Source organism: Mesorhizobium sp. M0293, from assembly GCF_040321735.1.
In the GTDB taxonomy this organism is placed as follows: domain Bacteria; phylum Pseudomonadota; class Alphaproteobacteria; order Rhizobiales; family Rhizobiaceae; genus Mesorhizobium.
Genome location: NZ_JAMYSA010000002.1, coordinates 89413 through 102667, shown reverse-complemented (window position 1 = coordinate 102667; position 13255 = coordinate 89413). Strand labels below are relative to the sequence as shown.

Annotated in this window: 5 protein-coding genes and 1 pseudogene; all 6 read left to right on the top strand. The window is 63.6% G+C overall.

Annotated features, from left to right (window positions below; translation table 11 throughout):
• The 6 genes and pseudogenes from NKJ06_RS01520 to NKJ06_RS35760 all read left to right on the top strand — a co-directional run bounded on the left by NKJ06_RS01520 (position 1) and on the right by NKJ06_RS35760 (position 13252).
• Positions 1–6054, top strand: coding sequence for a translocation/assembly module TamB domain-containing protein (locus NKJ06_RS01520; protein WP_352808676.1), 6054 nt, complete (start codon positions 1–3; stop codon positions 6052–6054).
• A 266-nt stretch (positions 6055–6320) separates the two neighbouring features.
• On the top strand, positions 6321–7973 hold the full coding sequence (locus NKJ06_RS01515) for an ABC transporter substrate-binding protein (protein ID WP_352631536.1): 1653 nt from the start codon (positions 6321–6323) through the stop codon (positions 7971–7973).
• A gap of 233 nt (positions 7974–8206) precedes the next feature.
• Complete coding sequence (locus NKJ06_RS01510; RefSeq protein WP_352631538.1) at positions 8207–9241, top strand: ABC transporter permease; 1035 nt, start codon at positions 8207–8209, stop codon at positions 9239–9241.
• A gap of 12 nt (positions 9242–9253) precedes the next feature.
• A complete protein-coding gene (locus NKJ06_RS01505) occupies positions 9254–10411 on the top strand; it encodes an ABC transporter permease (protein ID WP_352808673.1) in 1158 nt (385 codons plus the stop codon).
• A 66-nt stretch (positions 10412–10477) separates the two neighbouring features.
• Positions 10478–12781, top strand: a pseudogene (locus tag NKJ06_RS01500) (dipeptide ABC transporter ATP-binding protein); the annotation flags it as partial.
• Positions 12782–12865: 84 nt separating this feature from the next.
• Positions 12866–13252: a helix-hairpin-helix domain-containing protein gene (locus NKJ06_RS35760; RefSeq protein WP_502905579.1), complete on the top strand. Its 387-nt coding sequence runs from the start codon at positions 12866–12868 to the stop codon at positions 13250–13252.
• Positions 13253–13255 lie beyond the last annotated feature (3 nt).

The following is a 13255-nucleotide window of genomic DNA, read 5'->3' as shown; positions in this document are numbered from 1 at the left end:
ATGAAGACGGTCTGGCGCATCCTTCGCATTGTCCTTTACACGGTGCTGATCGTGGTCGCTGGAGCGATCGGTGCGCTGGTCGTGCTGACCAAGACCGAGCGTGGACGCGACAATCTCGCCGGCATCATCTCGCGCCTGGCATCGAGCGACGACCGCAAGATCACGGTCAGCGGCATAGACGGCATCTGGTCCGGGGCTCTCAGCGTCGACCATGTCGTGCTGGAGGACCGCGAGGGTGCCTGGCTGGTGGCACGCAAGGTGGCCGTCGACTGGTCGCCGCTGGCGCTGCTGTCGAAAAACTTCAGCGCCGACCGCATCGCGGCCGGGCGCATGGAACTTGCCCGGTTGCCGGTGGCGACCACGCAGCCGACGCAGAGCGGCGGCACGACGACACTGCCGGTTTCGCTCGACATCAAGCAGATCGACCTGCCCGAGATCGCGCTGGGGCAAGACCTTGCCGGCAGCGGCATCGCCGAACTTGCAGCCAAGGGTATGTTCAAGGCGGATGCTGCGCCGCTGGCGGTCGAGACGGTGCTTAACGTCACCCGCCGTGATGGCAAGCAGGGCAATGTCGACGCCAAAATCCACTTTGCGCCGGCAGACAACAGGCTCGACCTCGACCTCAAGGCCTCGGAGCCGGCAGGCGGCATCATCGCGAATCTGCTCAAATTGCCTGATACGCCGCCGGTCGACATAATCGTCTCGGGCACGGGACCGCTCGCCAACTGGAACGGCATCGGCACGTTCACGGTCGACAGCAAGATCGTCACTCAGCTGACGGGCCGCCACCAACTGACCGACAAGGGAAACTACATAGAGGCCGAGGGGGATGGCGATTTCGCCCGCTTCCTGCCGGAGAATTTGAAGCCGCTGTTTGCCGGCAAGACAAGTTTCGATGTCGCGGGTACCGCCACATCGGCCGGCGGCGTCAGTGTCGACCGCGCCAACATCGACAGCGATGCGGTGCATGGCACCGCCACCGGTATCGTCGATCCCGCCGGCGCCAGCGATCTCTCGGTCGAACTCGCCGCCAAGGGCCCGCCTGTCGTCGTCAGCGTGGGAAGCAAGGCGCAACCGATTACGCTGGCGATCAGCAACGCCACCGCCCGCGCGTTCGGTGACGGCAAGGCGCCGATCATCGATATCGGCGCCTCCTTCGTTTCGATCGTCGCCGGTGGTACGCGCTTGGACGATCTGGCGGCGCAGATCCATTCCGACGGTTTCGACATCCAGAATCGCGCCGGGCCGGTCACCGTCAAGCTGGAGGCGGGTGGTCTAAAAACTGACGTGGCGACGCTGGCGCCCTTGATCACCGGCAAGGTCGGTGTCGATCTGGCCGGATCGGTCAGCAAGGATGTCATTGCCATCGACCAGGGCACGCTGCGCTCCGACGCGCTCAATGCCTCGCTGACAGCCACGGTGGCGCTTGCCGATCTGTCGATGCAGCTCAAGATGAACGCGGATGCGGTGGCGACGGCCTTGCCGCCGCAGATCGCCTCGGTGCTCGGCGCCCGGGTGAAATTCTCAGCCACCGCGACGCGCGATCCACAAGGGTCCTTCGCTGCAAACTCGATCGAATTCACCTCCGGTACACTCAGCGCCGCCGGTACCGCCAGCATGCAAGGCACCAACATCCAGGCCGACATCAAGGGCAAACTGGGCGACGTTTCCGTGCTGTCGCCAACGGTCGGCGTGCCGGTTGCCGGCGGCGTCGATTTCGCGCTGTCGGCAAGCGGCGCCATGACGGCGCCGGATTTCACCGGTTCCGCCGACAGCGACAGCCTGACGGCCTCGGGCCGCACGGTGAAGAGCATCAAGCTGACGGCGAGCGGCAAGGCGGACATTGAGAGCCCCGCCGCCAATGTCTCGCTGACCGGCTCCGTCAACGACCAGCCGCTCGACATCAAGGCAGCGCTGGTGACGAGCGAAGGCAAGCGTTCGATCAATGGCTTCCTGGTCTCGCTCGGCGACAACAAGGTCTCGGGCGATCTCGCATTGGACGACAAGTTCATGCCGCTCGGCACGCTGACGTTCGCGGCACCCGCCATCGACCAGTTGGCCGCGCTCGCCGGTCAGTCGATAACGGGCGACATCGACGGCACCATCCGCTTTTCCAAGGAAGGCGACGCACCCTCCGTCGCGAACGACGCGAAGAGCACGTCGATCGCGCGCGGCGAGGTGACGGCCAAGGCCATCGCCGTCAATGCGCTGATCGCCAACTATCTCAAGGCGCCGGCGATCGCAGGTTCGATCAAGGCCGACAGCGTCACCTCGGGAACCACGGAAATCGGCGGCATCGCCGTCGACCTGAAGCGCGATGGCGACTGGACCAATTTCACCGGCGGCGCTACCATTTCGGGCATTCCGGCAACCGCTGCCGGCCGGGTGAAGATCGCCGATGGCACGACCAGCATCGAGATCGCCTCAGGCGAGGCCACGGTTCACGGCATCAAGGCGGCAATCGCTCAAGCTTCGACGTTGAGCATCGCCAACGGCACGACCAGCATCGAAAGACTGGCACTCGATGTCGGTGGCGGCTCGGTGACCTTGTCCGGTACCGCTGGCCAGACGCTCAATCTCGCGGCGCAATTCTCGGCACTGCCGGCAGCACTGGTCAATGATTTTTCGCCCGGCCTCGATGCGGTGGGCACGCTCGGCGGCACGGCGCAAGTGAGCGGATCGCCGGCCGCTCCCGACGTCCATTTCAACGCGCAACTGGCTGGCATCGAAACCAGCCAGACCCGCCAGGCCGGGCTCGGGCCGCTCGCTGTCGATGCGGCCGGCAGCTACACCATGGCCGGCGGCGTTGTGCTCGATCATGCGACGCTTTCCGGCGACAAGATTTCCGGCAAGGCGGCCGGAACCCTCAACCCGAACGGCGCCAGCGATTTCGTGTTGGATCTCATCTCATCCGGCCCCAGCCTGCCTCTGACGGTCGGCAGCGCCGAGAGCCCGGTCAAGGTCGAGATCCAGTCCTTGTCGGCAAAGGTGGCGGGCGAGAGCACGCGGGCCCGTCTGGATGTGTCTGCGATCCTACCCTCGATCACCACCAGCCCGGCGAAGGTGGATGGGCTTGTCTTGGCATTGCATTCGGATGCATTCGATCTCAAGAACCGCGCAGGACCGGTTTCCGGCACGGTGTCGGTGGACAAGGTCGGTCTCGACAATCTCGTGATCGCACCTCTGATCGCCGGCAAGGTCACGGCAGCGCTCAGCGGCCGCTTGACAGCCGACGCGGTCGCCATCGACAGCGGCTCGCTCAAGAGCGATGCGCTGAACAGCCAGGTAGCGGGCCAAGTGTCGCTGCGCGACGGCGCCATGGACCTCAATCTGACGGCGGATGCCCCATCATCGGCCTTGCCGGCGGCGGTGCGCGGCATGCTTGGTGAACGCGCGCAGATCAGCGCCACGCTGAAGCGCGACCCCAATGGCAGTATCGATATAGGCGGATTGAAGCTGACCTCGGGCGCGCTGGCCGCGCAGGGGCAAGCCAGCCTTGCCGACAATAAGGTGGCCGCCGACATCAAGGGCGCGCTGAGCGACATCTCGCTGCTGTCGAAAGACGCCAAGGGCGCCATCGCTTTTGCGTTGAACGCACAGGGACCAGCGACCGCGCCGGATCTGTCGCTGACGGTCGACAGCGACCGGCTGCTGGTGGCGGCGCGCGAGATCACCGGGCTGAAGCTGACCGCTACCGGCAAGGCCGATGCCGCCAACCCGGCGGCAAATGTGCAATTGACCGGCAATGTCGCCGGCCAGGCACTGCAAGGCAGCGCGGTGCTGGCGACGGCGGACGGCAAAAGCGCCATCAACGGCCTGCTGCTGTCGCTCGGCAAGAACAGGATTTCCGGCGATCTGGCGCTGGATGAGAAGTTCGTGCCGGCCGGCACGATTGCGCTCGACCTGCCCGATATCGGCCCGCTAGCGGCGCTGGCGCTGGAAAAGGCCGAAGGCGACGTGCGCGGCACGATTGCTTTCTCGAAGAACGGCACCGCACCGCAGGTCGCGATCAAGGCGACGACAGCGTCGGTTACGCGGGGCGACCTTCAGGCGAAAGCTGTCTCTATCGATGCCCTGGTCGCCAACTATCTGGCAGTACCCGTGATCTCCGGAAAAATCCGCGCCGACACCGTCACGTCAGGCGGCACCGTGATCAGCGGCATCGATGTCGACTTGAAGCGCGACGGCGACTGGACCGGCTTTTCCGGCGGCGCAACCGTCAAGGGCATTCCGGCGCGGGCCGCTGGCCGGGTGAAAGTGGCCAACGGCACGACGACCATCGAGCTTGCGTCCGGCCAGGCGACAGTCCAGGGCATCAAGGCGGCCATCGCCCAGGCCTCGACCGTCAGCATTGCCAATGGCGCGACGACGCTGGACCGTCTCGTGCTCAACCTTGGCGGCGGCACGGCGACGGTGACCGGCAAGGTCGGCACGGCGCTCGACATCAATGCGACGCTGGCGCGGGTGCCGATGTCGCTTGCGAACAGTTTCTCGGCCGGCCTCGACGCCGCCGGCTCGATTTCGGGCACGGTGAAGGTGACGGGTGCACCGGCGAGCCCTGCGGTCGCCTTCAACATCGACGCGGCGGGTGTGCAGACATCGCAGACCCGAGGTGCTGGTCTCGGGGCGGTGAGTGTCTCCTCGTCCGGCACCTTTGCCGCCAACAAGCTGGCCTTCACCGCCAATGTCAGCGATGGCGCCGGCCTTGGCCTCAAGGGCGGCGGCACCGTGACGACGGCCGGTACGCCGGCGCTGGTGCTCGATTTCAATGGCGCCGTGCCGTTCGGCCTGCTCAGCCAGAAGCTCGCCGCGCAAGGCATGTCGCTGTCTGGAACCGCCAATGGCAACGTGCAGGTGCGAGGTCCCGCGACATCGCCTGTCATCGGCGGCAGCGTCGGCACCTCCGGCGCGCGCCTTGTGGATGCGCGCTCGGGCCTCGCGGTCAACGATCTCGCCGCCGATGTCTCGATTGCCGGCGGCGTGGCCAGGATCAACCGGCTGACCGGAACGCTGTCGACGCGCGGCAGCCTGTCGGCCAGCGGCACCGTCGGCATCACCCCGGCGCAGGGTTTCCCGGCCGACCTGTCGATCAAGCTGGTCGACGGCCGCTATACGGACGGAAGGGTGGTGACCGCCAATCTTGGCGGCGACCTGACGATCAGGGGACCGCTGACTTCCGCACCGGTAATTGCCGGTACCATCAACCTCGCCAAGACGGTGATTACGGTTCCAGACAAATTGCCGGGCTCGCTTGCGGCGCTCGACGTCAAGCACAAGAACGCGCCGGGTGCGGTACGGGCGCAGGACAAGGCGCTGCGGCCGCCGACGACAAGCGGCAAGGGCGGCGGCACGGGCCTTGCCCTCGATGTCACGGTCAATGCGCAGAACCAGATCTTCATCCAGGGCAGGGGCGTCGATGCCGAACTCGGCGGCTCGCTCAAGCTGACCGGCCCGGCCTCGTCGCCGCAAGCGGTCGGCACCTTCACCTTGCAGCGCGGCCGGCTGTCGATTCTCGGTAAGCGGCTGACCTTCACCGAAGGCACGGTCGGCTTCTCCGGCTCGCTGGTGCCCTATCTCAACCTGACGGCGACAACCACGACGACCAGCACTACCGTCACCATCCTGGTGTCGGGCGAGGCGACCAATCCGAAATTCACCTTCTCCTCGGTGCCGGCGCTGCCCGAGGACGAGGTGCTGGCGCAATTGATCTTCGGCCGCTCGATGTCGAACCTGTCGCCGCTGCAGATCGCCCAGCTCGCAGAGGCGGCCGGGCAACTGGCCGGTGTCGGCGGCTCGACGTCGCTGCTGGAAAACCTGCGCAGCGCCATCGGCGTCGACGATCTCGACGTCACCACGGACGACCAGGGCGGCACGGCGGTTTCGGCCGGCAAATACCTCAACGACCGCACCTATGTGACGATCCAGAAGGGCGACAAGCCGGGCTCGGGCAAGGCGACGATCGACCTGAATGTCGGTCGCGGTGTCAAGCTGCGCGGCGAGGCCAACGATGCCGGCGAAGCCAAGGGCGGCATCTTTTACGAGAAGGAATACTGATACTTCGGCGGGAGTTTTGGCCCCATGGCGGCTCGATGGTGGCGCTGTCCGGCCCCCAGTAAATGTCTCAGTTTAATCGACTATCGAGATTTCAGAGGAATCCGTCGCGCAGTAGCAATTTTGCGCCAAGACTGTCGTTATCACGCGAACCGCTCCCTTTCCAAAGTTGCACATTCCCTAACATGTTCTCAATCCACGCCGTCTTTGACATCATGGCCTGGATGCGGAATGTTAAAAGGCGGAAAGCCAACAATGGGAGTTAAGTCATGACAATTTATAAGAGTAATGGCGATCGCGTTCCGGATCACATCCTGGCCATGGCCGAAGACGCCAAGGCAGGCAAGGTGGATCGCCGCGAATTCCTGGCCATGGCCAGCGTCTTCGGTGCATCGACGGCAATGGCTTACGGCTTGCTCGGCCTCGCCGACCCGACGCCGGCGAAGGCCGAAGAGGTAAAAGGCAAGAAGGGCGGCACGCTGAAGATCGCCCAGTGGATCAAGGATCCCAAGGATCCGCGCAAGGCCGACTGGTCGGAAATCGCCAATGCCGAGCGCCAGGCGCTCGAGCCGCTGGTCAAGTACACACCCGAATACACATTCCGCCCCTATCTGCTGGAAAGCTGGGACGTGAACGACGACGCCACGCAGTACACGCTGCATGTGCGCAAGGGCGTGACCTGGTCGAATGGCGATGCCTTCACCGCCGCCGACGTCGTCTTCAACCTCAAGCGTTGGGCCGACAAGAAAGCCGAAGGCAATTCGATGCCCGGTCGTCTCGGTTCGCTGGTCAAGGACGACAAGCTCGACGAAAGCGCCGTGACCATGCCTGACGACCACACGGTCGTGCTGAAGCTCGGCAAGCCTGACATCGCGCTCATTCCCAACATGTGCGACTATCCCGGCTTGATCGTCCACAAGAGCTTCGACGAGAAGGGCGGCGACTTCAAGGCCTGCCCGATCGGCACCGGCCCGTTCGAGCTCGTCTCCTACGATGTCGGCCAGAAAGTGGTCTACAAGCGCCGCACCGACGACAAGTGGTGGGACGGCGAAGTGTTCCTCGATGGTCTGGAATTCATCGACTACGGCACCGATCCGGCGGCCATGGTCAGTGCTTTCGAAGCCGGTGAAGTGCACACCAATTTCGAGACTTCGGCCGACTACGTGTCGATCCTCGACGGCATGGACCTGGTGAAGTCGGAAATCGTCACGGCGTCGACCATCGTCTGCCGCACCAACATCAACAACAAGCCTTATGGCGACCAGAAGGTGCGCAACGCGCTGCAGCTCGCGGTCGACAACAATGTCGTTCTTCAGCTTGGCTACGGCAATGCCGGCACGGTCGCCGAAAACCACCATGTCTGTCAGATTCATCCGGAGTATTATGAGCTTGCGAAGGTCGCCCGCGACCCAGCCAAGGCAAAGGCGCTGATGGCGGAAGCCGGCCAGGCCGACTTCGAACACGAGCTGATCACCGTCGACGAGGACTGGCACAAGAACACCGGCGATGCGATCGCCGCCCAGATGCGCGACGCCGGCCTCAAGGTGAAGCGCACCGTGCTGCCGGGCTCGACGTTCTGGAACGATTGGACCAAATATCCGCTGTCCATGACCAACTGGAACATGCGGCCGCTTGGCGTCCAGGTGCTTGCGATCGGCTATCGTACAGGCGAAGCCTGGAACGAGACGGCCTATGCGAATCCCGACTGGGATGCCAAGCTCAATGCGGCGCTCGCCGTTGCCGACGCCGCCAAGCGCAAGGAAATGATGAAGGACATCGAGCAGATCCTGCAGGATTCCGGCATCATAATCCAACCATACTGGCGCAAGCTCTACAGCCACTCGGTCAAGGCGGTGCAGAACTATAAGATGCATCCGACCTTCGAGCGCGACTACGGCAAGGTCTGGCTCGACCAGGCTTGATCGCACCGACAAGGGGGGGAGGGACGTCGTCGTCCCTTTCCCCTGCTGTTTGCATCGTCCATGCCTGTTGGTCCGCGCTTTCTCAAAAAAGTTGCGGGACTCCAAGGCAAGGTCATGCAACAAAAACAGGGTTGATCGCATCCGAAGGCCTGTTTGATAGCCAGCCCCGCCGGTCACGGCAGGGTTGGCTTTCATAGCCGGCTCAAACCCCAACCCATCGGCAGGGGGCCGCCATGCTTTCTTTCGTTATCAGGCGTCTTGGCACCATGGCATTGACGATGCTGTGCCTGACCATGGTTGTCTTCTTCCTGATCAACCTCGAACCCAATCTGAAGAAGCTGGCGATCAGCCAGACCGAAATGCACACGTCGGCCGAGCAGCTCGAGAGTTGGCTGGTCAACCATGGCTACCGGCAAAACTTCTTCGTGCGCTATGGCCAATGGCTGGGCGTCGTGCCCAAGCAGCCGGTGACCGACCCGGCGACTGGCAAGCCTGCGCAGCGTTTCTCCTTCTGCAACGATCCGCTTGTGCCGACCTTCGCAGGCGTTTTCGAGGGCGATTTCGGCTGCTCGACCAAGTTCAAGGCAACCGTCGCTTCGAAACTGTTCCCGGCGCTCGGCGCCACCGGCATCCTTATGTTCTGGGTGCTGGCGGTGATGGTGCCGATCTCGCTGCTGGTCGGCATTCTCGCCGGCATGCGCGAGGGCTCGCGAACCGACCGCGTGCTTTCGGTGGCCTCCATCGCCTCGACGGCGACGCCCGAATATGTGTCGGGCGTCATCTTCACCGTCATCTTCGCCTCATGGCTTGGCTGGCTGAACGGCTCGGCGGCTTCGGCAAGCCAAGGCATCACCTTCTATAATTTCACGCTGCCGGTGATGACGCTGGCGATCTACGGCATCGGCTACATCGCCCGCATGACGCGCGCTTCGATGGTCGAGGTGATGACGCAGCAATATATCCGCACCGCCCGGTTGAAGGGTCTCTCCTTCGGCAGCGTGGTGGTCAAACATGCGTTGCGCAACGCACTGATCGCGCCGTTCACCGTCATCATGCTGCAGTTTCCCTGGCTGCTCACCGGCGTCGTCATCGTCGAGGTGATGTTCCGCTACCAGGGTTTTGGCTACACGCTGGTCGAGGCGGCCGGCAACAACGACATAGACCTCTTGCTCGGCTGCTCGCTGGTTTCGGTGTTCATCGTCTTGATCACGCAGCTCATTTCCGATGTCGGCTACGCGTTTCTCAATCCGCGTATCAGAGTTCAGTAGGGAGCGAAGCGGATGCCGGTTCAATATATCAGTGGCTTCACCGTCGTTCTCGAAGTGCTGTCGCGCTTCTGGCCGGTCTGGATCGCGCTCGTCATCGTCATGGGTGCGAGTTTCGCCTACAAGAAGAAGCTGGCGCTCTACGGCCAGCTGTTCGATAGCGGCGTCGGCATCGTCGGCGTCGGCATCTGCCTGTTCTGGCTGTTCACGGCGATCTTCGCCGCGACCGTATCGCCGTTCGATCCACTGGCTCAGGTCCCCATCATGAAGGACGTACTGCCGGGCGCCATCGAACCGCAATCGGGACTGACCTATCTGTTCGGCGGCGACAAGCTGGCGCGCGACGTGTTCTCGCGCATGGTCTATGGCAGCCAGATCGTGCTGATCATCGCGCCTGCCGCAACCGGCTTCGCGCTGATGGTCGGCATCACGCTGGGCCTGCCCGCGGGCTACTACGGCGGCAAGATCGACACCGTGCTATCGTTCCTGGCCAATTTGGTGCTCGCCTTCCCGGTGATCCTGCTGTTCTACCTGCTGGTGACGCCGGGCATCATGGACACGCCGATCCCCTATGGCATGGCCGGCGTGTTCTTCCTGTTTCCGATCATCTTCTTCAGCGTGCTGTTCTGGACGCGCTACAAGAACCGGCCCGATCGGCTCTACATCCTTCTCGGCATCACCCTGATCCTCGGCGGCTGGATCTATGCCGGCCTGGTCTTCGACGCCGATCCGTTGAAGATCGTGCACATCGATCCCAACCAGCTCAACATCTTCGTGGCGGTGGTGTTCGCCTCCAGCCCCGGCGTGTTCCGCATCGTGCGCGGCCTTGTGATGGACATCAAGACGCGCGACTATGTGGCGGCGGCGCAGACGCGTGGTGAATCGCCGTGGTACATCATGCTGTGGGAGATCCTGCCCAATGCGCGCGGGCCGCTGATCGTTGATGCCTGCCTGCGCATCGGCTACACCACGATCCTGCTCGGCACGCTGGGTTACTTCGGCCTTGGCCTGGCGCCGGAAAGCCCCGACTGGGGCACCGCGATCAAGGACGCCAGCCGGCTGCGGCGCTCCTTCATCCACCCGGCGCGGCCGCCGACGATCGCGCTGATGTCGTTCGTGCTGGGCTTGAACCTGCTCGCCGACTCGTTGCGCGAACAATCGATGAAAGACTGATCTGCGGGTTTCGACCCGATGCGCCTGGAAGAACCAGGCCCGAAAGAACCAGGATTGGAGCGACCCATGAATGAGGCAGTTCGAAATCCCGCCAAGCCGACCCCAACCAAAGGGCCGATTATCGAGATCGAGAACCTGTCGATCTCCTTCTTCACCCGCAAGGGCGAAATCCCTGCGGTCATGGATTTTTCCTGCACGGTCATGCCGGGCGAGGCGATGGGCATCGTCGGAGAATCCGGCTGCGGCAAGTCGACAGTGTCGCTCGGCATCATGCGCGACCTCTCCAACATCGGTAAGATCGTCGGCGGCAAGATCAAATTCCAGGGCAAGGACATGGGCGAGCTCTCCGTCGAGGAGCTGCGTGCCATCCGCGGCAATAAGATCGCCATGATCTACCAGGAGCCGATGGCCAGCCTCAATCCGGCAATGAAGGTCGGCCAGCAGTTGATGGAAGTGCCGCTGATCCACGACAAGGTATCGAAGGAAGAGGCATATAAGCGCGCGCTCGAAATGGTGCGCTCGGTCAAGCTACCCGATCCCGAGCGCATGATGCGCTCCTATCCGCACCAGCTTTCCGGCGGCCAGCAGCAGCGTATCGTCATCGCCATGGCGCTGCTGTCGAAGCCGGCGCTGCTGTTACTCGACGAGCCGACGACGGCGCTCGACGTGACGGTGGAGGCGGGCATCGTCGACCTGGTCAAGGGGCTCGGCGAAAAGTTCGGCACTTCGATGATCTTCGTCTCGCACAATCTCGGCCTGATCCTGGAAACCTGCGACCGCATCACGGTGATGTATTCGGGCGAAGCGGTTGAGACCGGCAAGATCAAGGATGTGTTCGACCGGATGCGCCATCCCTATACGCAAGGGCTGTTCCGCTCGATCCCGCTGCCCGGCGCCGACAAGAATTCACGGCCGTTGATTTCCATCCCAGGGCAATTGCCGCTGCCACACGAGCGCCCCAAGGGGTGCAATTTCGGCCCGCGCTGCCACCATTTCGTCGAGGGCGTCTGCAACGCCGCCGAGATCCCGATGATCGAGGTCGCGGGACATGAAGGCCATTTCTCGCGCTGCGTGCGCTTCAACGAGATCGACTGGGAAGCGCTGCCGCCCGGCGCCAAGAAGGTCAATGAGCGTGTCGTGCCCGGCGCGCCGGTGCTCAAGATCGAGGACCTGCGGAAATACTACAAGGTCGGCGGCAGCGAGGTGTTCGGTTCGAGCGAAGGCCGTGTCGTCAAGGCCAACGAAACGATCTCGTTCATGGCGCGCGAATCCGAGACCGTTGCCATCGTCGGCGAATCCGGCTGCGGAAAGTCGACGCTGGCCAAGGTGCTGCTCGGGCTGGAGACGGCAAGTGCCGGCAAGGTGACGCTGGGCAACAAGGAAATCCAGTCGACCGGCATCGAGAGCCGCAGCGTCGAAACCGTATCGTCGATCCAGATGGTGTTCCAGAACCCGTTCGACACGCTCAATCCCAGCCATTCGGTGGGTTCGCAGATCATCCGCACGCTGGAGAAGTTCAATGTCGGCAAGACGGTTGCCGACCGCCGCAAGCGCATGCTGGAATTGCTGGACCTGGTGAAGCTGCCGCGGGCCTTCGAGACCCGCAAGCCACGCCAGCTTTCGGGCGGCCAGAAGCAGCGCATCGGCGTGGCGCGTGCCTTTGCCGGCGACGCCAAGGTGGTGGTGGCCGACGAGCCGGTCTCGGCACTCGATGTGTCGGTGCAGGCGGCGGTGACCGAGTTGCTGATGGACATCCAGCGCAAGAACAAGACGACGATGCTGTTCATCAGCCACGATCTGTCCGTCGTGCGCTACATCGCCGACCGCGTGGTCGTCATGTATCTCGGCTATATCGTCGAGCAAGGCACGACCGATCAGATCTTCGCGCCGCCCTATCATCCCTATACCGAGGCGCTGCTGTCGGCTATCCCGACCGCCTACACCAGCGTGGTGAAGAAGCACATCGTGCTCGAGGGCGATATTCCGTCGGCGATGAACCCCCCCACAGGTTGCCCGTTCCAGACACGCTGCGGCTACAAGAAGCTGGTGCCCGACAATCTCTGCGAGACCAAGGTGCCGCCGGTCAAGCATCTCGGCGACGGCCATATGAGCCTGTGCTGGCTCGCCGACGACGTGCTGGCCAAGATGGAACCGGTGATCAGGTTCGACAAGGAGCATGCCGCGCAAGAGGGCGTGCCGGAAGACGCGCCGCATGGCGATGGTCCCGGTTTTGTCGGCACGCCACCCAAGCGGCCGCATGGCAAGACGGGCAGCGCGGAAGCCGATGCGGTGGGGCAGGCTGCCGAGGAGACCGAAGCCGTTTCGAAAGCCCGCCGTCACGAGGTCCGTGACGAGTTCTCGGAAACCGGTGCACCCGCGACGGATGCCAACGCCACCTCGGCGCCGTTCACGCCAAGAACGCTTGGCGACGGCCGTCAGGCGGAGAGTGCACGCGTGGCGCCACTTGGCGAGCGCGCCGCAAGGCGGGCCAGGCCAAGCCAGGATGCGACAAAGACGAGCGGGACGGTCGAGCCAGCCCGGCTGACCGGCGCAAGTGCCGTCGACAAGAACCGCCCGGATGGCATCGCCAGGCCTGCCAAGCCGGACGACTTGAAGCTGATCGCCGGTGTTGGCCCGAAGATCGAGCGCACCCTGAACGGTCTCGGCATCTTCACCTATGCGCAGGTCGCGGCGTGGAAGAAGGCCGAGCGCGAATGGGTCGACGACCATCTGAAGTTCCACGGCCGCATAGAGCGCGACGACTGGGTCAAGCAGGCCAAGGCGCTCGCCAAGGGCGGCGAGGCGGAATACATCAAGGTGTTCGGCAAGAAGCCGCGCTGATCG

Bases quoted from the DNA above. Each gene is read 5' to 3' on its own strand.
- NKJ06_RS01520 (WP_352808676.1), top strand. From the start codon at position 1: ATGAAGACGGTCTGGCGCATCCTTCGCATTGTCCTTTACACGGTGCTG.
- NKJ06_RS01515 (WP_352631536.1), top strand. From the start codon at position 6,321: ATGACAATTTATAAGAGTAATGGCGATCGCGTTCCGGATCACATCCTG.
- NKJ06_RS01510 (WP_352631538.1), top strand. From the start codon at position 8,207: ATGCTTTCTTTCGTTATCAGGCGTCTTGGCACCATGGCATTGACGATG.
- NKJ06_RS01505 (WP_352808673.1), top strand. From the start codon at position 9,254: ATGCCGGTTCAATATATCAGTGGCTTCACCGTCGTTCTCGAAGTGCTG.